23 protein-coding genes are annotated in these 23,456 nt (G+C 64.0%); 14 read left to right on the top strand and 9 right to left on the bottom strand.

From position 1 onward, the window contains the following. Positions 1–24 precede the first annotated feature (24 nt). The 6 genes from PLD_RS11475 to PLD_RS11450 all read right to left on the bottom strand — a co-directional run bounded on the left by PLD_RS11475 (position 25) and on the right by PLD_RS11450 (position 7,806). Positions 25–1,770: a ShlB/FhaC/HecB family hemolysin secretion/activation protein gene (locus tag PLD_RS11475; RefSeq protein ID WP_159892668.1), complete on the bottom strand. Its 1,746-nt coding sequence runs from the start codon at positions 1,768–1,770 to the stop codon at positions 25–27. A gap of 391 nt (positions 1,771–2,161) precedes the next feature. Next, positions 2,162–2,599 (bottom strand): Lrp/AsnC family transcriptional regulator, encoded by a 438-nt coding sequence (locus PLD_RS11470; RefSeq protein WP_159892666.1) that lies wholly within the window; start codon positions 2,597–2,599, stop codon positions 2,162–2,164. Positions 2,600–2,618: 19 nt separating this feature from the next. Continuing rightward, positions 2,619–3,998, bottom strand: a complete 1,380-nt coding sequence (gene thrC, locus PLD_RS11465) for a threonine synthase (RefSeq protein WP_159892664.1) — start codon at positions 3,996–3,998, stop codon at positions 2,619–2,621. A 16-nt stretch (positions 3,999–4,014) separates the two neighbouring features. Beyond that, complete coding sequence (locus tag PLD_RS11460; protein ID WP_159892662.1) at positions 4,015–4,905, bottom strand: LysR substrate-binding domain-containing protein; 891 nt, start codon at positions 4,903–4,905, stop codon at positions 4,015–4,017. Between the two features lie 41 nt (positions 4,906–4,946). Then, on the bottom strand, positions 4,947–6,383 hold the full coding sequence (locus PLD_RS11455) for an amino acid permease (protein ID WP_159892660.1): 1,437 nt from the start codon (positions 6,381–6,383) through the stop codon (positions 4,947–4,949). Between the two features lie 151 nt (positions 6,384–6,534). Beyond that, entirely contained in the window at positions 6,535–7,806 is a 1,272-nt protein-coding gene (locus tag PLD_RS11450) for a cystathionine gamma-synthase family protein (protein ID WP_159892658.1), read from the bottom strand. Positions 7,807–8,047: 241 nt separating this feature from the next. Here PLD_RS11450 and PLD_RS11445 point away from each other — a divergent pair, with 241 nt between their 5' ends. The 4 genes from PLD_RS11445 (at position 8,048) to PLD_RS11430 (ending at position 9,800) form a co-directional block, all read left to right on the top strand. Then, on the top strand, positions 8,048–8,584 hold the full coding sequence (locus PLD_RS11445; RefSeq protein WP_159892656.1) for a DinB family protein: 537 nt from the start codon (positions 8,048–8,050) through the stop codon (positions 8,582–8,584). Positions 8,585–8,667: 83 nt separating this feature from the next. After that, positions 8,668–8,988, top strand: a complete 321-nt coding sequence (locus tag PLD_RS11440) for a YceK/YidQ family lipoprotein (protein WP_159892654.1) — start codon at positions 8,668–8,670, stop codon at positions 8,986–8,988. A 203-nt stretch (positions 8,989–9,191) separates the two neighbouring features. Next, entirely contained in the window at positions 9,192–9,308 is a 117-nt protein-coding gene (locus PLD_RS11435) for a YceK/YidQ family lipoprotein (RefSeq protein WP_159892652.1), read from the top strand. A 60-nt stretch (positions 9,309–9,368) separates the two neighbouring features. After that, on the top strand, positions 9,369–9,800 hold the full coding sequence (locus PLD_RS11430) for a YceK/YidQ family lipoprotein (protein ID WP_256674593.1): 432 nt from the start codon (positions 9,369–9,371) through the stop codon (positions 9,798–9,800). 109 nt (positions 9,801–9,909) lie between these two features. Here PLD_RS11430 and PLD_RS11425 read toward each other — a convergent pair whose 3' ends face one another. Further along, positions 9,910–10,683 (bottom strand): EAL domain-containing protein, encoded by a 774-nt coding sequence (locus tag PLD_RS11425; RefSeq protein ID WP_159892650.1) that lies wholly within the window; start codon positions 10,681–10,683, stop codon positions 9,910–9,912. A gap of 244 nt (positions 10,684–10,927) precedes the next feature. Here PLD_RS11425 and PLD_RS11420 point away from each other — a divergent pair, with 244 nt between their 5' ends. Continuing rightward, complete coding sequence (locus tag PLD_RS11420) at positions 10,928–11,929, top strand: AraC family transcriptional regulator (RefSeq protein ID WP_159892648.1); 1,002 nt, start codon at positions 10,928–10,930, stop codon at positions 11,927–11,929. A 57-nt stretch (positions 11,930–11,986) separates the two neighbouring features. Here the strand turns inward: PLD_RS11420 and PLD_RS11415 are convergent, their stop codons facing one another. Further along, positions 11,987–12,505, bottom strand: a complete 519-nt coding sequence (locus PLD_RS11415) for an SgcJ/EcaC family oxidoreductase (protein WP_159892646.1) — start codon at positions 12,503–12,505, stop codon at positions 11,987–11,989. 172 nt (positions 12,506–12,677) lie between these two features. Between PLD_RS11415 and PLD_RS11410 the strand changes: the two genes are divergently transcribed. The 4 genes from PLD_RS11410 to PLD_RS11395 are packed head-to-tail and all read left to right on the top strand — an operon-like array spanning position 12,678 to position 17,279. Continuing rightward, on the top strand, positions 12,678–13,841 hold the full coding sequence (locus PLD_RS11410) for a sensor histidine kinase (protein WP_159892644.1): 1,164 nt from the start codon (positions 12,678–12,680) through the stop codon (positions 13,839–13,841). Beyond that, positions 13,838–14,506 carry a response regulator transcription factor gene (locus tag PLD_RS11405; RefSeq protein ID WP_159892642.1) on the top strand — a complete coding sequence of 223 codons (669 nt, stop codon included), beginning with the start codon at positions 13,838–13,840 and terminating at the stop codon, positions 14,504–14,506. Before PLD_RS11410 ends, PLD_RS11405 begins: the two co-directional genes overlap by 4 nt. Further along, on the top strand, positions 14,503–16,830 hold the full coding sequence (locus PLD_RS11400; protein ID WP_159892640.1) for an ATP-binding protein: 2,328 nt from the start codon (positions 14,503–14,505) through the stop codon (positions 16,828–16,830). The genes PLD_RS11405 and PLD_RS11400 overlap by 4 nt, the downstream gene beginning before the upstream one ends. After that, the gene (locus PLD_RS11395; protein ID WP_159892638.1) at positions 16,827–17,279 is read left to right on the top strand and encodes a response regulator; all 453 of its coding nucleotides are present in this window, start codon (positions 16,827–16,829) and stop codon (positions 17,277–17,279) included. Before PLD_RS11400 ends, PLD_RS11395 begins: the two co-directional genes overlap by 4 nt. A 217-nt stretch (positions 17,280–17,496) precedes the next feature. Here the strand turns inward: PLD_RS11395 and PLD_RS11390 are convergent, their stop codons facing one another. Continuing rightward, positions 17,497–18,294 (bottom strand): helix-turn-helix transcriptional regulator, encoded by a 798-nt coding sequence (locus PLD_RS11390; protein ID WP_159892636.1) that lies wholly within the window; start codon positions 18,292–18,294, stop codon positions 17,497–17,499. A gap of 85 nt (positions 18,295–18,379) precedes the next feature. Between PLD_RS11390 and PLD_RS11385 the strand changes: the two genes are divergently transcribed. From PLD_RS11385 to PLD_RS11360, 5 genes are all read left to right on the top strand, one after another. Beyond that, positions 18,380–19,378 carry a bile acid:sodium symporter family protein gene (locus PLD_RS11385; RefSeq protein ID WP_159892634.1) on the top strand — a complete coding sequence of 333 codons (999 nt, stop codon included), beginning with the start codon at positions 18,380–18,382 and terminating at the stop codon, positions 19,376–19,378. A gap of 103 nt (positions 19,379–19,481) precedes the next feature. Further along, positions 19,482–20,510: a hypothetical protein gene (locus PLD_RS11380; RefSeq protein WP_159892632.1), complete on the top strand. Its 1,029-nt coding sequence runs from the start codon at positions 19,482–19,484 to the stop codon at positions 20,508–20,510. Positions 20,511–21,558: 1,048 nt separating this feature from the next. Continuing rightward, the gene (locus PLD_RS11375; protein WP_256674592.1) at positions 21,559–22,113 is read left to right on the top strand and encodes a hypothetical protein; all 555 of its coding nucleotides are present in this window, start codon (positions 21,559–21,561) and stop codon (positions 22,111–22,113) included. Positions 22,114–22,451: 338 nt separating this feature from the next. Then, positions 22,452–22,703 (top strand): hypothetical protein, encoded by a 252-nt coding sequence (locus PLD_RS11365; protein ID WP_159892630.1) that lies wholly within the window; start codon positions 22,452–22,454, stop codon positions 22,701–22,703. Between the two features lie 7 nt (positions 22,704–22,710). Then, complete coding sequence (locus PLD_RS11360; RefSeq protein WP_159892628.1) at positions 22,711–23,442, top strand: zeta toxin family protein; 732 nt, start codon at positions 22,711–22,713, stop codon at positions 23,440–23,442. Positions 23,443–23,456: the final 14 nt, after the last annotated feature.

Genomic DNA, 23,456 nt, shown 5'->3' with positions numbered 1-23,456 from the left:
AAGAATCTCAGGCAAAAAGCGGAATTAAAGGAACAGGTCCAAACGGAAATAGATCGGGGCTTCGCGTTCACTCAGGGCTTCGGGCCGTTCGAGGGAATGAGCAAAGGTCACGCTGGCGGCAAGGTGCTTGCCGCGGGCAAAGAACTCGATGGAGTCGCTGGAGACCCGGCCATGCTGCTCGGCGTTGTAGCGGTCGTTGCGAATCGCGCCGAGGTCATAGCCCAGCCCGGTGCCGTACTCGGCGAAGGCCGGGCGCAGCCAGTTCCAGGTCACAGGGCGACTCCAGCGCAGGTCGTTGCGCCAGTAGTAGCCGCTGTCGCCATTGAGGCTCTGGTCCTTGTAGCCACGGATCGAGGACTGGCTGCCCAGGCTCATGCGTTGCGAGCTGAACAGCACATCCTCGCTGCGCTGGCCGGTGACCAGGCTGCTGAACACCAGGGCCTCGTCCCACAGCTTGAACGGCTGCAGGTAGCTGGCGGTGGCGGTGTATTTGCGATAGCGGGCGTTGGCCTGGCGCTTGCCCGTTGTGTCGTCGCGTTCCTTCTGGCGCTGGGCGTCGAAGGCGCCGATGCCGTCCTGCAGGCCCAGGTCGAGGTTGACGAAGGCGCCGCCGATGCGCCGGCCGTGGTTGATGCCGAACTGCGCTTCGCTGAGGCGATTGCTGCTGTTACTGAGCTTGCTGTCTTCGATGTAGTTGTTGGTGCGCAGGTAGCTCAGGCCGCTGTTCAGCGAGGTCTTGCTCACGGCATCGCGGTGGATCACTCGCTCAAGGCGCAGTTGATGGTTCTGGCTGTCGCCGGTCTGCTTGAAGTTGAAGCCCACGGCCTGGGCCAGGGAGCGGTATTCGCTCTGGCTGTAGCTGTAGCTGAGGTTCCACCAGCCAAACGGCAGGTTGTAGTAGAGCATGGCGTTGCGCGAGGTTTTCTGGTGGTCGCTGACGGCGTCGTGGCCGCCGCGCAACACCAGTTGGTCGGCCAATCCCAGAGGGCTGTCCCATTCGAAAGAGCTGCCCCACTGCTGCTCGCCGGTGCTCTTCTGGCCCTCGTTGCTGCGTGACAGGCCGACGCGCCAGGGCTTCTGCGCATTGTTCTTGACCAGGACTTCGCTGCCGCCCACGGCCTGCCCCGGGGCCAGCTCCATCTGCGCCTGATTCGACGGCAGGCGGTTGAGCTGGTCGACCATCTGCTCGATCTGCCGCAGGTTGAGCAGTTCACCGCTGCTGCCGGGAAAGGCCATGTTCAGTTCACGAGCGCTGAGCTTGCTGCCCTCGGCGGCCTTGAGCCCTTCGAGCTTGCCCTCTACCACCAGCACCTGCAGGTGGCCGCTGGACAGGTCCTGTTGCGGCAGGTAGGCGCGGCTGGTGACCAGGCCCTTCTCGATGTAGCGGTTGGTGATGACCTTGAGCAGCTCGTTGAGCTGGGCCACCCCCAGGCACTGGCCGATGTAGGGCTTGAGCAGGCGCTCGCGCTCGCTGGCGGACAGCGAATCGGCGCCTTTGAGCTGGATATCCTGAATCGGGAAGCAGCGGCTATCGCTGGGCGCGCTGGGCGCTACAGGCGCGGCGCTCTTGCCGGGCAAGTCCTTGAGTTCCTCGAGACGCCGCTGCTGCTCTTCCAGCAGGCGATTTTGCCGATCGCGGATCAGGTCCTGATCGCCGGGGTTGAAGGTCGGGACGGGCAAGGGGGCGGCAACAGCCATGTGCACGGTGCCGGCCAGCAGCAGGCAGGACAGGGCACAGCACAGCCTCATCCCGAGGGTGGGGATAGACATATTCGGTCCTTCGAAAGGGCAGCAAGGGTCAACACAGGGCGAGTGATGTTAATTCGCCACTATCTTGGCGTCAAATAAGCGCTGAACGCCCCGACAAACTGCGTATCCCCGCATAATCCGGGCACTGGAGCGGGTGCCGATACTAGATAGACCCCGGTAACCGCCACATCAGATTGATCTGAATTTTCATAAAGGGTCTTCTTGGTAGCAGACTGTTGATCCGCCAGAAGCGTTTCTTAGAGCCATCGACTACCCGCGCAGATTTCCACTGAAACCATTTCAAGGCGTACCGCCCAACACCTGTTCATGAGGCATGAGCAGGCACAGTCTGCGACGCCGAAAAAGCAAAAAAGCCAACACTCGTTGGCTTTTTCAAGCAGGCAGACAGCGCCTAACTCACCGACGACAAAACAAAGGACGTCACGGTATTTTCCACCCCAGGCAAGGCGGCGATGTCATTCCACACCCGGTGCACCCGCTCCGCCGTGGCGGCGCTGACCCGCACCAGTACATCGAACTCGCCGCTGAGCACTTCGCACTGGACGATCTCCGGCATGGCACGCAAGGCCTGCAGCACTTCGGCGCCGCGCATGCGGTCGTAGCGGTAGACAAAGATCAGCGCATTGATCCGGGTCTCCGCCCCGCGCCCCGCGCCCAGGCGAATGGTGTAGCCCTGGATCGCGCCGTCGCGCTCCAGGCGTTCGATGCGCTGGCGCACGGCATTGCGCGACAGGTTGACCTTGGCCGCCAGCTCGGCGTGGGCGGCCCGGGCATTGAGGGTCAGTTCGGCCAGAATGCGCTCGTCCAGAGGATCCAGAATCCGCTTCATACAGCCCCCTTGAACCGGTTCATCCCAGTGCCTTCAGGCAATCCAGCAAGGCGGCAAAATCATCCGCCGCCAGGGCCTGCCACTGCAGGGTCGAGGGTGCTGCCACCGATGGCGGCAGCACCCCGGGGATGCCCAGCGAACTGAGCAGCCGCGCCGACTTGGCCGGTGCGATTTCCCCCAGGGTGACCATCGGGGCCACCAGACTACGGCGGTACAGGCGTGCCGCCAGGACGCCGGTGGCGGCATGGGGGTCGATGACATAGCCGGTGTCCCGGTACAGGCTGACGATCTCCTTGCCAGTCTGTTCGTCGCTGACCGAATAGGAGTCGATGATCATCCGCGCCTGCAGCCAGGCCTCGTTGTTCAGGGTCATCTCGCCGCTGCTCTCAAAACGCTGCATCAGCGCCGCCACCGCGTGCGGGTCCTGACCATACAGCTCCCAGACCAGGCGCTCCAGGTTGGCGAACAGCGACAGGTCCATGGCCGGCGACAGGCTCTGGCTGGCCTGCCCCCGGGAATACTGGTTCTTCAAGAACAGTTGGTGCAGGGCGTCATTGCGATTGGTGGCCACGATCATCTGGGTGATCGGCAAACCCATCTTCTGCACGATGTAGCCGGCATAGACCTCGGCGAAACTGGCCGCCGGTACGCTGAAGCCGATGGGCCGCTGGCCCCCACCCAGTTGCAGCACGGCATGGAAATACAGCACCAACTGGGCCATGACTCCGACCCAGTTGCTGGAGTTGAAGCCGATCACCTCGTGCTCGGCCAACGGCCACTGGCGCAGCAAGCGGCTGACCAGGGTCTGGCAATCATCGAAGCTGCCCTCCACGGCGAAGCGCCACAGGCCCGGCTGGTGCGCGGCCTGCAATTGCCGCCCTTGCTGTTCGGGCACGCCGTGCTGCGGGTAGAACACCAGCACCTGGGTCTGCGGGCAGTCCTTGAAGGCCTCGATCGCCGCCAGCCCGGTGTCACCATTGGTGGCGCCCACCAGCACCCCGCGACGCTGGCGGCGCTGGAGAAAATAGCCCACCAGTTGTGCCTGCAAGCGTGCGGCAAAGTCCTTGGCCGAACCGCTGGGGCCATGAAACAGCTCCAGCAGCCATTCATTGCGATCGATCTGGCGCAAAGGCGCCACCGCACGATGGCCAAACCCGCTGTAGGCCCGGTGCAGCAGCGCCTTGAAGTCGGCCTCGGGCAGGCTGTCGCCGACAAAGGGGCTGAGCACCCGAAAGGCCAGTTCGGGGTAATCCAGGGTCGACCAGTTGGCGATTTCCTGGGGGCTGAAACACGGCAACCGCTGCGGCACGTAGAGTCCGCCATCAGCGGCCATGCCAGACAAAACCACGGTCGCGAAATCCACCTGTTCAGTGGCGTTGCGGGTACTCACATAGCGCATGCTTGGCTCCAGCCAGTCATTTATAGCGATGCGCCTGCTCCACCAGCCAGGTGGAAAATGCCAGCGCATCGGGGTGTGGATCGGCCCCGGCCCCACGGACCAGGTAAAAGGATTCGCTGGCCTCGATGCGCTGCGCGAAAGGCTCCACCAGGCACCCGTCGGCCAGCATCTGATCGACCATGGAAGAACGCGCCAAGGCCACGCCCTGCCCCAGTTCGGCCATGCGCAGGGTCGAGATCAGGGTGTCGAACTGCATCCCCCGGGACGAATCCACCTGCTCGGCGCCCGCCCTCTGCAACCAGTAGCCCCAGCCTTCTTCGTAACCCAGCACATGCAACAGCGGATGCCGCGCCAAGTCCGCCGGCACCTGCAGCGGCGCCTTCTCCAGCAAGCTGGGGGCACACACCGGAAACAGCGTGTCCCATGTCAGGCGCTGGGCCACCAGCCCCGGCCAGTGACCGTGGCCCCAGCGAATTTCCAGGTCGTCTTCGCCGTCCAGCTCCTTGACCCAGATATTGCTGATGTAGCGGATATCCACCAACGGCTGGCGCTGCTGGAAGTCCGCCAGCTTGGGCGCCAACCAGTGGACAAAGAACGCCAGACTGCCGCGTACCTTGATCGGCCGACGCTTGTGCTGACCGAAGATCTCATTGGTGCCCACCGCCAGCCGGGTGATGGCGTCCTGCACCACCGGCAGGTAGGAACGGCCTTCCTCGGTCAGGTCCAGGCCTCGGGGCAGGCGCTTGAACAGCGCCACCCCGAGGTGACTTTCCAACTGGCGGATCTGCTGGCTCACAGCGCCCTGGGTGAGGAACAGTTCCTCGGCGGCATGGGTGAAATTCAGGCAGCGGGCGGACACTTCGAAAGCACGCAACCAGTTCAGTGGGGGCAAGCTCTTTTGCTTCATGGCCTGACTCGTTTGGACACCCTGGACGCCGGGCGCATCCGTCAGCCCTGCAAGGCATCGGACGGCCGTGCCGGAGGCGCCAGGGACAGGCGCCGCTGGCGGCTTGAGCGGGTAATGTAATACACGAAGTAGCACCAGGCGATGAAGGGCACGCCGAAGTACAGGGCCACCCGCTGCTCGGGATCGAAACCGATACCGACACAGGCCAGGGCACAGCAGAACAACGCCCCCAGCGGCACCCAGGGATAGCCGCGGACACGGAACTTGAGCTCACGCACATCACCGCCGTTGGCCACATAGTGACGGCGGAAGGCGATCTGGCTGGCGGCGATGCTCATCCACACCACCACCACCGCCAGCCCGGAGATCGACACCAGGGCCAGGTAGATGGTGTCCGGGGCGAACACACTGCTGAGCAGCGAGGCCGCGCCGCCGGCCATGCTTACGATGATCGCGTTGAGCGGCGTGCCCATGCGGGTCAGGGCCGAGAACTGCTTGGGCAGATGCCCCTGGTCACTCAGGGTCCAGAGCATCCGTGAGGCGGCGTACAGCCCGGAGTTGGCGGCGGACAGCAGCGCGCTGATGATCACGAAGTTCATGATGTCGGCCGAGTACGGAATGCCGATGTAGGTGAACACCGTGACGAACGGACTTTCCACCAAACCGGCCTGCTCCCGGGGCAACAGGGTGGCGAGGACGAAGATGGTGCCGACGAAGAAGATCGCCAGGCGCAGCACCGTGGTGCGGATCGCCCGTGGCACATTGCGTTGCGGGTCGCGGGTTTCCCCGGCGGCAATGCCGATCAGCTCAGTGCCGGAGAAGGCGAAGGACACCGCCAGCAGGGTCATGGCAATCGGCATGAAGCCGGTGGGGAACAACCCCTCGCGGGTAAAGTTGCTCAAGCCAATACTGTGGGCCTGATCGATGTGCAACAAACCGAGGATTGCCCCGCCGCCCACCACCAGGAACACCAGCACGGTGATCACCTTGACCAGCGACAGCCAGAACTCGGTTTCGGCGAACAGCCGCACCGAGACCACGTTGGACAAAAACACCACCAGGGCGAACAGCGCGCTCCAGATCCACACCGGGGTCTCGGGGAACCAGCGAGTCATGAGAATGCCGGCGGCGGTGAACTCCGAGCCGATGGCCACGGTCCAGGTCAGCCAGTACAGCCAGGCCACGGTGTAGCCGGTGCCGGGGCCGAGAAAGCGCGTGGCGTAGGTGCTGAAGGACCCGGTCTCGGGCATCTGCACCGCCAGCTCGCCCAGGCACATCATCACCATGTACACCATCAGCGCACCGATGATGTAGGCGATCACCGCGCCCAGCGGACCGGCCTGGTTCACCGTGTAGCCGGAAGTGAGGAACAGCCCGGTGCCAATGACCCCGCCAAGGGCGAGCATGACGATGTGCCGGGTCTGCATTTCTTGCTTGAAACCGCTGCGCAAGTCGGTCTGTTGTTCTTGTAGGGACATGATGGTTCTCATGAAAGTTGTCGGGGCAAGTCTCAGTGTCTGCGACGTTCGGAATGGGCAGAAAAGCAAAGGATTGCCAACAGGTTTTTATTGTTATTCCTCTTCATGAAACCCCCACTCGCTGCCTTGCCGTGGGGGGTGTTGCGCACACTCAGTGGGCGACCTCGGCCCGAGGAAAATTCAGGGACGGCTCCAGGTTCAGGGCCGGGTTCAGGGATTGGCGCAACCAGGCGAACGCCTGTTGCAGGTCCGCCAGCAGATCATCGGTGTCTTCGATGCCCACCGAGATCCGTACCAGCCCTTCGGAAATGCCCAGGGCCTGACGCTCCTCCAGGGTGTTCTCGACGTGGCTGGTGGTGCGGGCCGGACCGTAGATGGTTTCCACCGCCCCCAGGTTGCCGGCGCAGTGGGCATAGCGCAGGCGCGGCAACAGCACTTTGACGCTGTCCATGCCACCCGCCAGGACAAAGCTGACAATGGCGCCGAAACCGCGCATCTGCGCACAGGCCACGGCGTGATTCGGGTGGCTGGGCAACCCTGGGTAGTTCACCGCTTCCACCAGCGGCTCGTTGAGCAGGAACTGCGCCAGTTGCGCGGCACTGTGCTGTTGCTGACGCATGCGCAGGGCCAGGGTCTTGATCCCGCGGATGATCAGGTAGGCCGAGAACGGATCGAGGCTCGCGCCGTTGATTTCTCGGTAGTGACGCACCTGGCTCATCAGCGCCTCGCTGCCGCAGGCCACGCCACCGAGCACGTCGCCGTGGCCACTGAGGAACTTGGTGGCGCTGTGGATCACCACGTCCACGCCCAGGGCCAGGGGGTTCTGGTTCAGCGGCGTGGCAAAGGTGTTGTCCGCCACCACCAGGGCGCCGACTTTTTTCGCCGCGCTCACCAGACGCTGGATGTCGACGATCTTCAGGGTCGGGTTGGTCGGGGTTTCCAGGTACAGCAGGTCGCAGCCCTGGGCGATTTCGGCTTCGATCTGCTGCTGGTCGAAGGTTTCGCAGAGGGTCACGGCCACGCCCATGCGCGGCAGGAACTCTTCGAAAATCTTGTTGGTGCCGCCGTAACTGTCCTTGGTCGACACCACCCGCTGACCGTGACGCAGGAAGCTGTAGAGCACGCCGCTGATGGCCGCCATGCCGCTGCTGAAAGCCACGGCCGACTCGGCGTTTTCCAGGTTGCACAATTTGGCCTCCAGGGTCTCCACCGTGGGGTTGCTCATGCGGCTGTAGATGAAGCCCGGGGCCTTGCCCAGCGCTACGTCGTACCACTGGTCGATGTCGTCATAACCGTAGGCAGCGCTGGCGACAATCGGCGTTTGCGTGGCGTTGTAGGGGTGACGGATCTGCTCTCCGCCCCAGACCACTCGGGTACCGGCTCCGGGGGTTTCCGGCCCGGTGCGTTCAGTTTTTTTATTCATTGCAACGGCTCACCATAAAGGGCGCGCGACCTCTTGCCGCGCTGGATCTGGTGGCCAATATAGAGAAAAGCCCAGGCCCCGAGAAACGATGTTATCTGGGCCAAAGGGGCAGATTTTTTAATGGCTCGCTGGCCGAAAAACGCCCATCGCACGGGGCTTTTCAAGCCGCCCTTGCGCGCCGGCCACTCACCTTGCGAAGCTGATGCCCCACTGATCGAGCCACCCACCACCAGGAACGACCATGAACCGCAGCGAGCACCTAGGCCTGATGGCCCGCTACAACCAATGGATGAACGCGAAGCTGTACAACGCCGCCATGACCCTGCCCGAGGCGCAGATCATCCTCGATCGCCAGGCGTTTTTCGGCTCGATCCTCGGCACTCTCAATCACTTGCTGGCCGGTGACACGATCTGGCTCAAGCGCTTTGCCCAACACCCTGCGCAACACCCGGCTCTGGCCCCGCTGCAGCAGGTGGCCCAGCCACAGGACCTCAAGACCCTGCTGTTTCCAGACCTCGACGGGCTCTGGCAGCAACGCCAGTGGCTGGACCAGTTGATCCTCGATTTCAGCCAGTCCCTGAGCGAGACCGACCTGGACCGCAGCCTGCATTACACCAACACCCGGGGCGTGGTCGCCGAGCGCGATTTCCACGCCCTGCTGGTGCATTTCTTCAATCATCAGACCCATCATCGGGGCCAGGCCAGCACCTTGCTGACCCAGGCTGGCGTGGACATCGGCGATACCGATCTGCTGCTGTTGATCCCGTCGGACATCTGATCGGTATGGGGCTGACGATTATTTGTCCATGCCCGGTTATTTATCCGAGCCTCATCTAGCTTGCGCGCCCGGCTTCTGCGACGATGCGCGCGGCAAAAATCCGCTCGCTAAGGAATGGCATCATCAAAGCCCTCAACGCTGTACTTCTGTTGTCCCTGCTGTCGCTGGCAGGCTGCGGCACCCTGATCGCCCGCACCCCCAACGCCCACACCGGCTACGACTACTACAAAGGTACCCAGGCCAATATCGAACTGCTGACCATGCGCGGCGCCAGCGGCTACGACGGCTATGCGACGATCTTCTGCTGGATGAGCATCGTCTGTCCGGTGGTGGCCATCGTCAGCCTGCCGGTGGATGCCGTGGCCGACACCGCGCTGCTGCCCTATGACGCGATGAAGCACTGATTCTCGCCGGCCCCGGTGTCGCCCCGGCGTGGGAGCCCGATCATCCGAAGCATCCCTTGCCTGTTGCTGCTCAACACTCTGCTGCTGAGCAGTTGTGGCTCCTACATGGCGCTCAGCGGCGAGGATTGGCGCGACGCTCGCTATTACCGCGGCACGACGATGAACGCCCAGATACTCACCGGCTACGACCTGGCTACGCGCGCATGCTCACCGGCATGTGCTGGGTGAGTGTGGTGTGCCCGATCCTGATGATTGCCAGCCTGCCCCTGGATGCGGCGCTCGACACCGTGCTGCTGCCCTACGACGCGAGCAAGCCCTGAGCCTCGCCCCCTGCCACTGCCCTGTATGGAAACCCGATCATCCGAATCCTCCATTACCTGTTGTTGCTCAACACCCTGCTGCTGTCCGGCTGCGGCACCTACATGACCCGCGGCAATGCCCTGGACTTTCGCGACGACCGCTACTACCGCAGCGTCAAGACCAACGCCCAAGTGCTCACCGGCTATGACATGGGCTACGCACGCATGATCACCGGCGGCTGCTGGGTGAGTGTGGTGTGCCCGATCCTGATGATCGCCAGCCTGCCCCTGGATGCGGCGCTCGACACCGTGCTGCTGCCCTACGACGCGTTCCAGCCGGAACGGCCCAAGCGCAACATGCACGTGGATATGAAGCCGATTCCCGAGGCGCACCTGCCGGCCTTGCCCATCAGTGCCGAGGTGCAAGACCCGACGGCCCACACCCCGCCCATGACCCCGCAGCCCACTGAAACCCATCAGGCGGCTCCGCCAGGCGACAGCCCGGTGGAGTAGGCGCGGGCTCGCGGCTGAGTGGTTCCACGGCGGCCCGCGCCCCCCCGTCATGGGTGGGTCCTTGAGCGCAGAGCAGCACGGCCCTCTCAGCTACTACGCCGAAGCGGCGTTACACCTGATCCAGCGCGCACGGCTCTGGCGCCCGTTGCGCCAGACGGCAACGCTGGCCCAGGCGATCCACCTGGGGACGGCCGAACAGGTAGCCCTGGCCCCACTCGCCACCGCAGGCCGTGGCCAGGTTCTGGTCGGTGCCCGTCTCGACGCCTTCGATGATCACGCAGGGCGCCAGGGTCTTGCACAGTTGCACCAGGTGACTGAGGGTCTGGGCGCTGTTGAGTTCGCCCCGGGCGCGCTGCAGGTAACCCTTGTCGATCTTGACGATGTCCGGCCGGGTCTGGCGAATGAACTCCAGGGTGCCCAGGCCCGCGCCGAAGTCATCGATGGCCACCCGGCAGCCCAGTTCCCGCAGGCACAGGACGAACTCGCTGGCCGCCTCGATGCTCGGCGGCGTGGCGCTTTCGGTGATCTCGATCACCAGCCGCGCGGCCACTGAGGGGAAGTCCCGCAGTTGCTGGACAATGGCGTACCAGAACGGATCGATGATCGCGCTCTGGGCGGAAATATTACACCCCAGACGCAGGCGTTCATCCCGTTGCAGGCCATCGATCACACAGAGCACCACACTGCGATCCAGCTCGCGCATCACCTGGTGCTTTTCCAGCAGCGCCAGGGGGTAGGCATCGCCCCCCTGGGCATCGACATGACGCAGCAAGCCTTCGTGGTAGAGCACCCGGTTGCTGTCCGGCAGCCACACCACCGGCTGGAATGCCAGCATCAAACGGCCATCGGCCAGTTCGCGATAAAAGTCTTTGATGCTTTGCATGACAAATCCATAGGCCAGCCAACGATGCACCCTCGGACGTGGTCCGACGCAGCGGTCAGCGCGCGCCCAAGGGTCCCTGCCCAACCATGATCGACCCTGCCCAGGCCACCCGGAAGTGTTCCCGGATACCTTTCGCTTGTCCTTGGAAACCTGGCTCTGTGCTTATTCGTCTGCGGCCTTTTGTTTATTGCAATCATGCAAAAGGCCTCATCGACATCATTTAGCCACTAGTTCAGGAAGACCTATGCACAGAATGACCAGCGCCAGCTTTCGGGTGCTTGCCGATGTCATCAGAGAAGGCGGCGGCAACATCGACGCTCTGCTCAGAACCTTCGGCAGCAGCATCCAGGACGTTGAGGACAATCCCAAGGGCGTAAGGCTGGAACTGGTTTATCAAGTGATGCGCGAAGCCGCCCGGCGCACCGGCAACCCAGACCTTGGCCTGCTGGCCTACAGCAAGGCCCATCCAGCCAACCTTGAAGCCCTGGGCTATGCGGTGATGTCCTGCGCGACCCTGGGGGCGGCGTTGCAACGCCTGGTGGACTACCAGGCACTGACCCGCAACAGCTTCTGCATGTGCCTGGAACGCAAGCCCGATGCCTTGCAACTGATCGGTTTCGATATCACCGCCGAGCCATCACTGATTCCCCGGGCGCTGATCGACGCCGGCGCCGCCCAGACCCTGGGCCTGCTGCACTGGCTGCTGCCGCAGCACAAACCGCGGCCGCAGATGGCGGCCTTCACCTACCCAGAGCCCGCGGACACCCGCGTGCTGCGCCGGTTGATGGGCGACAACCTGCAGTTCGATGCTCCGCACAACAGCCTGACGTTCAGCCACCAGGACTGCGCCATCGCCCTGCCCACCGCCGACCCGGCCCTGGACGTGCTGCACATGGAATATGCGCGCAACCGGCTCAACGTGCTGCTCAGCGGCTCGATGACGGCGCGGGTGCGCCGGGCCCTGTCCGAATCCCTGGCCCAGGGTGCGCCCAGCGACCTGCCGCATATCGCCCAGGCGGTGGGAGTCAGCACCCGCAGCCTGCAGCGGCGCCTGGGTCATGAAGACGTGCATTTCTCGGCGCTGCAGGACGAAGCGCGGCTGATGCTGGCCCACAGCTTCCTGCGCAACTCCATGCGCAGCGTCAAATACATCGGCGCCCTGCTGGGCTTTCGCGACCAGAGCAGCTTTCACAAAGCCTGCCTGCGCTGGTTCGGCATGACCCCGGGGCGCTACCGCGAACAGTGAGCAGCGGGAAACGACAACGCCGAGCACAGGCTCGGCGTGAAGGGAACGCAAGGTGGATCAGTGAGCGGCCAACTGCGCCTGCACCTGGGGCATGGCAGAGGAATGATGGTTGAGGATCTTCCACTGGCCGTCGATGCGCTCGTACAGGAAGGTGTAGCGCGCCTGGACCTTCTCGCTCTTGCCGGCCGCATCGGTCAGGGTGAAGGTGTAGACGCCGCTGTCCAGGGCGGCATCCGGGCCCAAGTGACGGATTTCCCGGTAGTTGATCTGCCCCACCGGCTTGGACGCCAGGAAGTGCTCGAAGTAGTCCTTGATCTGTGCGTGAGTGCTGCGCACCTGGTTGGACACGGTCGGCTGCAACACCGCGTTCGGCGCATACAGGCTCACCACCGACTGCGGGTTGCCGGTCTGCAAGGCGCTGTTCCAATGATCGAACAGGCCGGCGATCTCGCGGTCCTGGGCCGCTTGCGGCTGCTCGGCAATGCTGCTGTAAACATACGGCTTGACCTCGGCGGCCACAGCCAGTGGAGCGGTGAAGGCGAAAAACAGGGCCAGGGCAGTGGTTTTCAGTTTCATACGATTTCTCCAGTGGGTTTCAATGAGCCACACTTTGCCCATCGTCGTCGCCCGCGCCATCGGCCAACTGGAGCTTTGGGCCTATGCCATTCGGCAGATAGGCGTGACATGCAGCAGCGGGTCTAATGCCCGCTTTTGTTCAACCGCAGCGCCGCCACACTGGAGCCCAGCCATGTCCACCCCATCCTTCGACCCCGCCAGCGCCCTGGCCCTGCGCAGCCAGTATCGACAGTCCCAGAGCCGCGCCGCGCGCCTGCGACTGCTGGTGGACACCGGTCAGGAGCTGCTGCAACTGCCCCCCGAGCAGATGCGCCAGCGGGTGGTGCAACGGGCCTGCGCCTTTGCCGCCATGGACCACGGACTGCTGCTGGAGTGGGCCGAGGATGGCGTGGTGCACACCCGCGCCGCCCTGGGTCATGAAGAACGCCTGCAAGGCCTGCGCGCCCTGGCCGATCACCCGCAGTGGCCGGAGCCGCCGCCGACTCCGGACAGCGCCGTGCTGCGGGTGCTGCTGCACCGCGCCGACGGCCGCGCCTTCGGTGCCCTGCTGCTGGCCAACAGCGTGCCCATCAGCCCGCCAGACAACGAAGACCTGGAATCCCTGCAACTGCTGGCCACCCTGCTGGCCGCGCACCTGGAAAACCAGCGCCTGCTGCGCGACCTGCAAGCCCGGGAGCGCAGCATGTCGGAACTGGTGCAACGCCTGTTCAGCGCCCAGGAAGACGAACGCAAGCGGGTCGCCTATGACCTGCACGACGGCCTGGCGCAAACCCTGGCCGGACTCCATCAGCGCCTGCAGGGCTTCGCCGGGCGCTGTCCGCCGTTGCCCGCCGACCTGCACCAGGACCTGCAGACCATCCTGCAACTGGCCCAGGGTTGCGTTGGCGAAGGCCGGCAGCTGATTGGCGGCTTGCGCCCCCACGTGCTCGACGACTTCGGCCTGCTGCGGGCCATCGACCGCGAAGCCGACCGCCTGCGCGACGCCGGTCTGCTGGTGTACTGGGGCCAGCGCGCGCCGCAGCGTCTGCCCGATGCCGTGGAAATCGCCCTGTTCCGCATCGCCCAGGAAGCCATCAACAACATCCTCAAGCACGCCCGGGCCTCGCAGGTGCACCTGAGCCTGGCCCTGGAGGATGGCCAGGCGCTGCTCGGGGTCAGCGATGACGGCTGCGGATTCGTCAGCTCGCCGGCCCCGGTGGCCGACCAGTTGGGTCAGGTCGCCATGCACGAACGCGCCCATCTGCTGGGCGGCTACTTCAGCTGCGACAGCCAGCCCGGCAGCGGCACCCGGCTGCTGGCCTGCGTGCCCGCGCAACCCTTGGAGCAAGCGCCATGAGTACCCTGATACGCCTGGTCCTGGCGGACGATCATGAAGTGACCCGCACCGGTTTCGTCGCCCTGCTGGCGGGCAATCCGGAGTTCGAAGTGGTGGGCCAGGCCAGGGACGGTGAAGAAGCCCTGGCCTTGTGCGAGCAACTGCGCCCGGACATCGCCATCCTCGACATCCGTATGCCGCGGCTCAATGGCCTGGGGGCCGCGCGCCTTTTGCAGCAGCGCCAGCCCGAGGTCAAAGTGGTGATCTTCACCATGGACGACAGCCCCGATCACCTGGAAGCGGCCATGACCGCCGGCGCCGTGGGTTATCTGCTCAAGGACGCCAGCCGCGCCGAAGTGATCGGCGCCCTGCAACGGGTGGCCCAGGGCGAGGAAGCCCTGAACAGCGCGGTCAGCGCGCGCCTGCTGCGGCGCATGACCGAACGCGGCAACGGCCAGGCGCCCCAGGTCCAGGCCCTGACCGCCCGCGAGCGCCAGGTGCTGGGGCTGGTGGCCGGCGGCTTCAGCAACCGCGAAATCGGCGAAAAGCTCGGCATCACCACCGGCACCGCCAAGGCCCACGTCGAGCGGGTGATCGGCAAGCTCGGCGCCTCCGACCGCACCCAGGCGGCGGTGCGCGGCATCGCCCTGGGGCTGGTGACCCAGCCCAGCGGGCAGTGGCCATGAACCTGCGCAGCGCCCGGTGCTGGGCCGACCTGCCGCTGCGGGGCAAGGCGCTGGTGGTGATTTCCCTGCCGCTGGTGATCCTGCTGCTGTCGCTGGTGCTGATCTACAGCGCCGAACGCCAGACCGCCCGCGCCGAAGAAGACGTGCGCCGGGTGCTGCTGGTGCAGGGCGATATCCAGACCGTGCACACCCTGTTGGCCGAGGCTGCGGCCAGCGTGCGCGGTTACCTGCTGACCCGCAGCGAGGACTTCCTACCCGCCTACCTCCAGGCCCGCCCGCAGATCGAAGCGGCTCTGCAACGCCTGGACCGCAACGTGCGCGACACGCGCATGCGCGAGTACCTGCACACCATCACCCCGCTGATCCAAACCAAGCTCGAAGGCCTGGTGGCCCTGCGCAACGGCAGCCGCGACGACAGCGCCACGATGACCGCGATCCTCATCGACAACAAGCAGGTGCTGGACGTGCTGCGTGAGCAGATCAGCGCCATGCGCATCCACGAGGACGCGCTGCTGGCCGAACGCACCGCGGCCGCGGCGGCAACCCGCATGCGCCTACTGTTCGCCACCCTGCTGGCCGCCGGCTGCGGGCTGTTTGGCGCCATTGTCGCGGTGCTGCTGCTGTCCCGGGGCATCGTCACCCGGGTACAGCAGGTCCAGGGCAACGCCCAGCGCCTGGCCCTGGGCCAGCCGCTGCTGCCGCAAGCCCCCGAGCTGGATGAAATCGGCCAGTTGGGCACACGCCTGGTGGAGGCCGGGCAACTGCTGGCCGAGCGCGAGCGCGCCCTGCGCGACAACGAAGAACGCCTGCGCCTGATCATCGACGGGGTCAAGGACTACGGGATCTTCGCCCTGGACACCGCCGGCATGGTCACCACCTGGAACTTCGGCGCCGAGCGGATCAAGGGCTACCGCGACCAGGAAATCATCGGCCGCCATTTCTCCCTGTTCTACCTGCCCGAAGAGTGCCCGCAGCACCCGGACATGGCCCTGCGCGAAGCCACCGCCCACGGCCACTACATGGAGGAAGGCTGGCGCTGCCGCAAGGACGGCAGCCGCTTCTGGGCCAGCGTGGTGATCACCGCGCAATACGACGCCAGCGGCGCCCTGCGGGGGTTTTCCAAGATCACCCGCGACATCACCGACCGCCGCGCCGCGGAAATCGCCCTGGGCACCGCCCGCGAAGAAGCCGAAAGCGCCAGCCGCGCCAAAAGCGAATTCCTCTCGCGCATGAGCCACGAACTGCGCACCCCGCTGAACGCCATCCTCGGCTTCGCCCAATTGCTCGACATGGATTCCAGCGCCGGCCAGCGGCCCCAGGTCGGGCATATCCTGCGGGCCGGCCAGCACCTGCTGGGGCTGATCAACGAGGTGCTGGACATCGCCCGCATCGAAGCCGGGCGCCTGCCGCTGAACGTCGAACCCATGCCCCTGGCGGCGGTGCTGCATGAGGCCCTGACCCTGGTGTCGCCGATGGCCGCCGATGCCAGCATTCACCTGGCGCCCCTGCCCGAACTGCCCACGTACAGCGGCGTGGTCGCCGACCGCCAGCGGTTGATCCAGGTGTTGCTCAACCTGCTGTCCAATGCCATCAAGTACAACCGCAGCGCCGGCCAGGTGAACATCGAGGTGGCGATCGACGAACCGCGCCTGCGTATCAGCGTCATCGACACCGGCGGTGGCATTGCCCCTGATCACCTGGAGCGCCTGTTCAAGCCGTTCGAACGCCTGGATGCCGATCCCAAGGTCGAAGGCACCGGCCTGGGCCTGGCCCTGAGCAAGAGCCTGCTGGAAATGATGGACGGCGACCTCAGCGTGCAGAGCACCCTGGGCAGCGGCTGCCGCTTCAGCCTGGAGCTGCCCTTCGTGCGCCTGCCCGATGCCCCCGCCGCAACGCCTTTTGCCACTCTGGCACTGAGCCTGCCGACGCCCCAGGCGCCGGCCCGGCACCAGGGCAAGATCCTCTGCATCGAAGACAACCTGCAAAGCCTGGCGCTGATCGAAACCCTGCTGCAGCGCCGGCCGGGGATTCAGTTGCTGTCGAGCATGCAGGGCCAGATGGGCCTGGATCTGGCGCGCCAGCACGCGCCGCAGATGATCCTGCTGGACGTCAACCTGCCGGACCTGCAGGGCCTGGACGTGCTGCAACGCCTACGCGCCTCCGCCATCACCGCCACCACACCGATCCTGATGATTACCGCCGACGCCAGCGAGCTGACCCAGCGCACCCTGCGAGAAGCCGGGGCGACGGCGATCCTCACCAAGCCGATCCATGTACCGGCGTTCCTCGCCCACCTCCAAGCCTGCCTAGCGGAGCCCGTATGACTGCCGATATGCGCATCCTCATCGTCGATGACCAGCGCCCCAACCTCGACCTGATGGAACAGCTGCTGGCCCGCGAAGGCCTGCACAATGTCCTGAGCAGCACCCAGCCGCTGCGCACCCTGGAGCTGTTCAACAGCTTCGAGCCGGACCTGGTGATCCTCGATCTGCACATGCCGGAGTTCGACGGCTTTGCCGTACTCGAACAGCTCAACCGGCGGATCCCGGCCCACGACTACCTGCCGATCCTAGTACTGACCGCCGACGCCACCCGCGACACCCGCTTGCGGGCCCTGGCCCTGGGCGCCCGGGACTTCATCAGCAAACCCCTGGACGCCCTGGAAACCCTGCTGCGGATCTGGAACCTGCTGGAAACCCGGGCCCTGTACAAGACCCTGCGCACCCTGGTGCCGCCGGAGCGCATCGAACTGCTGCGCCCATCAAGGACCTGACCTGCCGCGCCTGTCGCACCATGCGGTACCTTGCCGTACTGTTGCAACTGCCGCACCTGCCGCACCTGCCGCACCTGCCGCATCGTCGCACCCTGTAGCCGCTGCCGCAGGCTGCGATGGGCTGCGCAGCAGACCCAAACCGGCTTCCTGATATAACGCGGCGGCCGCTTCGCGGCCGTTCGCAGTCTGCGGCAGCGGCTACCGGAATCGCGGGGTTTTAGAGGTCGCGGAAGAACTCGCCGGGGGTGGCGTCGAACTGCTGGCGAAACGCGGCGATAAACGCCGAGGTCGAGTCATAGCCACAGGCCAGGGCCACGTCGGTGACCCGCTCGCCCTGCTCCAGCGGGGTCAGCGCGCCGAGCAGGCGCAAGCGTTGGCGCCAGGCGCGAAAGGTCAGCCCGGTGTCCTTGAGAAACAGGCGGCTGAGGGTCTTCTCCGTGACCCCGAGCTTCTGGCTCCATTGCCCCAGGGTGGTCGGCTGCTCCGGGTGCGCCTGCAGGCTGCGGTAGATCGCCCGCAAGCGCGGGTCCAGGGGCAGCGGCAGCATCAGGTCCAGTTGCGGCGCGGCGGCCAGCTGGTCCAGCAGCACCTGGGCCAGGCGCCCGTCGGCGCTGTCCTCGACATACTCCACCGGCAATTCGCTGAAGGCGCGGATCAGCTCCCGCAGCAGGCTGCTGACTGCCAGCACCTGGCAGCTGTCGGTGGTCGCCCAGGCGGTGACGCTGCAATCGAGGTACAGGCTGCGCATCTCGGTGCGCGGCGAGCTGAACACCCGGTGCGGCACCCCGGCGGGAATCCACACCGCGCGCTGTGGCGGAGCGACAAAGCGCCCGGCGCTGGTCTGAATCTCCAGCACCCCGGCAATCGCGTAGGACAACTGCACCCAGGGGTGGCTGTGGCGCCGGGTCAGCGCACGGTTGGGCAAGGATTCGGTACGGCCGTACACCGGTCGCGGCAGACTCGGCAGCCCGGGAATACTGCGGCGGACGATTTTCTCATGTCCTTTAGGCGGCATTAATGGTCTCCTTGGCGTTAGTCGGTAAATTCCAGCCACGTTAGAGTCGCCCCACCGCACTTGGCAACCCCCGGATGATCCCGCTATGACACGCTCGCGTCTTTTGCCCGACAACTTCACCCTGACCCTGATCGGCGTGGTGCTGCTGGCCAGCTTCCTGCCGGCCAGCGGCCAGGTGGCGGTCGGCTTCGGCTGGCTGACCAACCTCGCCATCGGCCTGCTGTTCTTCCTCCACGGCGCCAAGCTGTCGCGCGAGGCGATCATCGCCGGGGCCGGCCACTGGCGCCTGCACCTGCTGGTGTTCAGCCTGACCTTCATCCTGTTTCCGGTGCTGGGGCTGGCGCTCAAGCCGCTGCTGTCGCCGCTGGTGGGCGACGAGCTGTACCTGGGCATGCTCTACCTGTGTGCCCTGCCGGCCACGGTGCAATCGGCGATTGCCTTCACCTCCCTGGCCCGGGGCAACATTCCGGCAGCCATCTGCAGCGCGGCGGCGTCGAGCCTGTTCGGCATTTTCCTCACCCCGCTGCTGGTGACCTTATTGCTGAACGTACACGGCGACAGCGGCTCGACCGTGGATGCCATCGTCAAGATCAGCGTGCAACTGTTGCTGCCCTTTATCGCCGGGCAGATCGCCCGCCGCTGGATTGGAGCCTGGGTCGGGCGTAACAAGCACTGGCTGCGCTTTGTCGACCAGGGCTCGATCCTGCTGGTGGTCTACGGCGCCTTCAGCGAAGCGGTGAATGAAGGCATCTGGCAGCAGATTCCGCTGTGGGAACTGGGCGGGCTGCTGGTGGCCTGCTGCATCCTCCTGGCCCTGGTGCTGCTGGCGTCGAGCTTTCTCGGCAAGCTGTTCGACTTCGACCAGGAAGACCGCATCACCATCCTCTTCTGCGGCTCGAAAAAGAGCCTGGCCACCGGCGTGCCCATGGCCCAGGTGCTGTTTGCCGGCAGCACCCTGGGCGTGCTGATTCTGCCCCTGATGCTGTTCCACCAGATCCAGCTGATGGTCTGCGCGGTGCTGGCCCAGCGCTACGCCAAGCGCCCGGAATCGGTGGCCGAGCTGATGGGCCAGGTCGACCCGTAAGCTTTTCGCAAGGTGGCCCGGCAGTTGGCCGGGCCTGCGCGCAGATGGCGATCAAGAGTGCGCAATGGCATGATGCCGCGGCAAAAATCATCAAGGACCGCTGATGTTTCCCCATCGAATTCAAGCCCCCAGCCAGGCCGACCTGGAACTGCAGGTGAGCGCCCGCCTGGAGGCTGATGACCAGGCCCAGGTCATCGTCCAGTTCGCCAAGGCCGAACAGTACGACGGCGAACGGCTGAGTCAGCTCGACACACTCTGCGCCCGTTTCGGTGAACGCCTCAACGTGCGCTTCTACAGCCATTACCCGGGCAGCGCGTTCGATGCCCGGGTGTTGCTGGCCCTGCCCCATGTGCAGTCCCTGAGCCTGGACTGCCTCGATGCCCTGGAGCATTGCGAGGCGATTGGCAGCCTGCCCCTGCTTCGGGAGTTTGCCCTGCAGGTGATCAGCGCCGACCTGCCCGGGCTGCTGGCCCTACCCAACCTCAAGCACCTGCAACAACTGCGGCTCTCCCTGGACAAGGGCCCCGCCATTGACCTGGCGCCACTGGCCGCCATGCCCGAGCTGCACACCCTGTCCCTCAGTGTGCAAAGCCATCACCTGGACGTGCTCAGCCAGTGCCCGAACATCGCCACCCTGAACTTGCACCGCATGCCGGCCAAGACGCCCCTGGGGATGGTGGCCGGCATGTCCGGCCTGCGCAGCCTCTCGGTGAGCTTCGGCAGCCGCGAGGGCATGCCGGAACTGCGCAACCCGTACGTTAAGGAACTGGATATCCTGCGGGTCCGTGGCCTCAACCACCTGGACCTGGATGGCTTTCCACAGCTTGAGGTGCTGAAGATCGAGGACCAGGCACAACTCGGCCAACTGGACCTCGGCGGTGCGCCGCAGCTGCGCAAGCTGAGCCTGATCAACCTCAAGAACCTGGGGGTGATCAACCACCTGAACACCTCGACCATCGCCGACCTGCGCCTGATCAAGGTCCCACAGGTGGACCTGCTGGCCCTGATCGAGCAACAGCTGCCGCCCAGCGTGCAGCACCTGAAGTTGCACAGTGGCAAACGCGCCGTGGACCAACAGATCGAGGCCCGGCAACAGCAACTGGGCATCCCGGAACCCCGCGGCCCGTATTGACCCGCCCTTGTAGAAGCGAGCTTGCTCGCGAAGGACGTCAACGACAACGTGCACTCACCGCGAGCCTGCGCAATGCTTGCCATCATCACCGCCACGTCGGCCTCGGCGGTCAGTTGGCTATCGGCGTTACGCCAAGCCCATGGAGTTGGCTGCCGAACGAGTGGCACAACTCATGCCACTCAGTACCGTCGTAATAACTCCCACCCAGCCTTAAAGGTTGGAGCCATTGACTCAGCGGCGACCACCGCTGTTTTGCGTATCCCGCCCTCCCGATATATTGGAGCGGCTAGATGAGCTGCGACCGTCACTGTATTGCGTATCTTGCCCTCCCGATATATTGGAACGGCTGGATGAACGAGTACCATCACTGTATTGCGTGTCCCGCCCTCCCGATATATTGGAGCGACTAGATGAGCTGCGACCGTCGCTGTATCTCGTGTCCAACCCTCCCGATATGTTGGAACGGCTGGTTGACGTTGTCCCATCATCGTAACGACAGTCATAACCGCCGAAAATGTTCGAAGAACAGCTATCAGCAAAAACTTGGCAAAGCGGCGAAGCCAGCAGAACCACTCCCAGCAGAACACCCTTGATCTTCATGCAAACTCCATACGAAACTGGTTGTGAACAGCATACTCGTCAGGCCCACTCGGCGTAGAAACGCAAGCAACCTTATGTTCGAATCTATGGGCAAGCGTCAGTCGCTTCATCTAGTGCATGTCCTGATTTGGTCAAGCTGTGGAAAGACCTCGCTAAACATATCAAGCCGACAACGATGTCAACTGGCCACCCATGATACAGACTGGTGTCCCTTAACTAAGTTTGCGCAACTAAACACTTTATTTAACGGCAACGTTGCCCATCGAAAACCGGCCTGCCCCTTTCACCTTTCAGCCTGCACCGTCCCTCTGCTCCTCCAGCAACGGCACAAAACTGCTCAGGCTCTGAGCCGCTGACGCACCTGCAACAGGAAGAACGCCAGCGCATTCTCAAATCGATTGTTGTCAGCGTCGCTCCGGAACTGTGGCTGAGCCTGGAATCGGCGGCATTGCTGGACATCAATCGCGAGCATTTCGGCCTCGGCGGCCAGTTGGATGAACGCGACGACTACCGCCCCAGCCACATCAGCGTTCCTCGCTGCAACGTCCCGCGCTGGCTGATCGCTGCCGAGCGGCGCAAGGTGGATATCTGGATCGAGGACAGCTACGGCGAAGAGGCCGCAACCGCCATTGAATTCAAGGTGGTGCACAACAACAAGAATGCCTATTACAAGATCTGGGAAATCCGCAAGGACCTGGTCAAGCAGATCCCTCGCACCCGTCCCGATGAGCGCATTGAGCGCTGGGGCATCGTGCTGCTGAGCTACTCACGCTTCTACAGTGACCAGCAAGGCAACTACAGCTATGGCAAGTTCGACAGATGCCAGGCGTTTCTCGACGCTTTCGAAAATAGCCTGAACGACAACAACGAATGGTACGCCGACGCACCGGAGCTGGAACTGGTGATGAAACCGACCCAGATAGCCAACCTGGACGGCGCGAATTACATCGAACCCGGGAAAGGCTCGGCGGTGTATCTGGCACTGGTCCGGTGCAAGGCCTGAGGCTGGCCTGCAGAGCCCAATCCGCTGCGGCTTACCCACACCAACGTCCCGGCTTGAAACCCTGTCCATGTCCATCACCGACAACCTCCTGGCCTTCGGCCTAGGAGCCTTGATCGCCGTGTCGGAACTGGGTTTCGACCTGCTGAAATCGTACGGTGCGCCTATCTCGCCTGGCTGGGGCTGAACATGCTGCTGACCTTGAAGGTCAACCAACTTCGGCCCTGGCCGCACATGAACTGTGGCAAAGAGGCGTTGCCGACTTCTGTCATAGCGGCCAGGTTGGAGCTATTCTGCATCGTCAACCGTTGCACTAGCGGATGCTTGCCCGGAGAACGTCCATGAAAGTAAAAAACGTTTCGGACCGAGAGTTGGATGCCTTGGAGCGCCTCGTTCCAGACCAGGCCAAAAATGCGACTCAGACAGCCTATGTTCGGGCCCTATCGGTGAGCCCGCATGGGGTCTTGCGCATTGACGCCGGGGATCTGGTGCGCATGTCGCCCGATGGCAGCAAAACCTTAGTAGCCAAGGCCAAGCCGCGCCATAAGGTGAAGGTGGGTGAAGTGATCACTGTGCGTCGGATCGACGGGTAAACCGCCCGTGGCCGTGCCTAGATTGCGTGTTTTCGCGGGACCCAACGGGTCAGGCAAAAGTACCATCAAGGGCAACTTGAACCCCACTCTAGTCAAGACTTACGTGAATGCCGATGAACTCGAACGAGAAGCAAAAACCAGCGGTTGCATCGACCTGGCGATCTTCGGCATTGACACAACATTGTCGGAGCTTCACACCTTTCATGCCCAGCACTACCTGATCGTTAGTAAAGGGCTGACTGAACAAGCTGAAAAGATTGGCCTGTTGCAGACAAAAGTCGACTACCGAGACGTTCGGATCGATTCCTATCTCGCTTCCGTCCTTTCCGATTTCATCCGCCAACACCTGCTGGACAAGGGCGTCAGCTTTACCTTTGAAACAGTGATGTCTCATCCCAGCAAGATTGAGTTCATGAGGGAGGCCCGAGCTCGCGGATACCGGACCTACCTCTACTTCGTCTCCACAGAAGATCCCGAAATCAACATTAACCGCGTGGAGATTCGTGTTCAGGAAGGCGGACACCCGGTCGAACCCGAGAAAGTCCGCGAGCGCTATGCAAAATCGCTGAACTTGCTGCCAGAGGCGGTGGCCTGCAGCAGCCGGGCCTATATCTTCGACAACTCAGGCGACAGCGCCGTCCTGTTGGCGGAGATCACCGATGGCACGCAGTTGGAGTACCGGACAGAAGAGATTCCTGATTGGTTCTTCAAATCCTACGTCGACATAGTCGACGATTGAACTGGGGCTGATTC

The sequence above is a fragment of the Pseudomonas sp. LD120 genome, assembly GCF_009861525.1.
Lineage (GTDB): Bacteria > Pseudomonadota > Gammaproteobacteria > Pseudomonadales > Pseudomonadaceae > Aquipseudomonas.
Note: the sequence above shows the minus strand (reverse complement) of the source record. Positions and strands in the feature narration are given on the sequence as shown.

Bases quoted from the DNA above. Each gene is read 5' to 3' on its own strand.
- PLD_RS11395 (WP_159892638.1), top strand. From the start codon at position 16,827: ATGACTGCCGATATGCGCATCCTCATCGTCGATGACCAGCGCCCCAAC.
- PLD_RS11420 (WP_159892648.1), top strand. From the start codon at position 10,928: ATGCACAGAATGACCAGCGCCAGCTTTCGGGTGCTTGCCGATGTCATC.
- PLD_RS11390 (WP_159892636.1), bottom strand. From the start codon at position 18,294: ATGCCGCCTAAAGGACATGAGAAAATCGTCCGCCGCAGTATTCCCGGG.
- PLD_RS11410 (WP_159892644.1), top strand. From the start codon at position 12,678: ATGTCCACCCCATCCTTCGACCCCGCCAGCGCCCTGGCCCTGCGCAGC.
- PLD_RS11405 (WP_159892642.1), top strand. From the start codon at position 13,838: ATGAGTACCCTGATACGCCTGGTCCTGGCGGACGATCATGAAGTGACC.
- PLD_RS11380 (WP_159892632.1), top strand. From the start codon at position 19,482: ATGTTTCCCCATCGAATTCAAGCCCCCAGCCAGGCCGACCTGGAACTG.
- PLD_RS11435 (WP_159892652.1), top strand. From the start codon at position 9,192: ATGCTCACCGGCATGTGCTGGGTGAGTGTGGTGTGCCCGATCCTGATG.
- PLD_RS11400 (WP_159892640.1), top strand. From the start codon at position 14,503: ATGAACCTGCGCAGCGCCCGGTGCTGGGCCGACCTGCCGCTGCGGGGC.
- PLD_RS11450 (WP_159892658.1), bottom strand. From the start codon at position 7,806: ATGAATAAAAAAACTGAACGCACCGGGCCGGAAACCCCCGGAGCCGGT.
- PLD_RS11415 (WP_159892646.1), bottom strand. From the start codon at position 12,505: ATGAAACTGAAAACCACTGCCCTGGCCCTGTTTTTCGCCTTCACCGCT.
- PLD_RS11475 (WP_159892668.1), bottom strand. From the start codon at position 1,770: ATGTCTATCCCCACCCTCGGGATGAGGCTGTGCTGTGCCCTGTCCTGC.
- PLD_RS11425 (WP_159892650.1), bottom strand. From the start codon at position 10,683: ATGCAAAGCATCAAAGACTTTTATCGCGAACTGGCCGATGGCCGTTTG.
- thrC (WP_159892664.1), bottom strand. From the start codon at position 3,998: ATGCGCTATGTGAGTACCCGCAACGCCACTGAACAGGTGGATTTCGCG.
- PLD_RS11470 (WP_159892666.1), bottom strand. From the start codon at position 2,599: ATGAAGCGGATTCTGGATCCTCTGGACGAGCGCATTCTGGCCGAACTG.
- PLD_RS11460 (WP_159892662.1), bottom strand. From the start codon at position 4,905: ATGAAGCAAAAGAGCTTGCCCCCACTGAACTGGTTGCGTGCTTTCGAA.
- PLD_RS11440 (WP_159892654.1), top strand. From the start codon at position 8,668: ATGCGCGCGGCAAAAATCCGCTCGCTAAGGAATGGCATCATCAAAGCC.
- PLD_RS11455 (WP_159892660.1), bottom strand. From the start codon at position 6,383: ATGTCCCTACAAGAACAACAGACCGACTTGCGCAGCGGTTTCAAGCAA.
- PLD_RS11365 (WP_159892630.1), top strand. From the start codon at position 22,452: ATGAAAGTAAAAAACGTTTCGGACCGAGAGTTGGATGCCTTGGAGCGC.
- PLD_RS11385 (WP_159892634.1), top strand. From the start codon at position 18,380: ATGACACGCTCGCGTCTTTTGCCCGACAACTTCACCCTGACCCTGATC.
- PLD_RS11445 (WP_159892656.1), top strand. From the start codon at position 8,048: ATGAACCGCAGCGAGCACCTAGGCCTGATGGCCCGCTACAACCAATGG.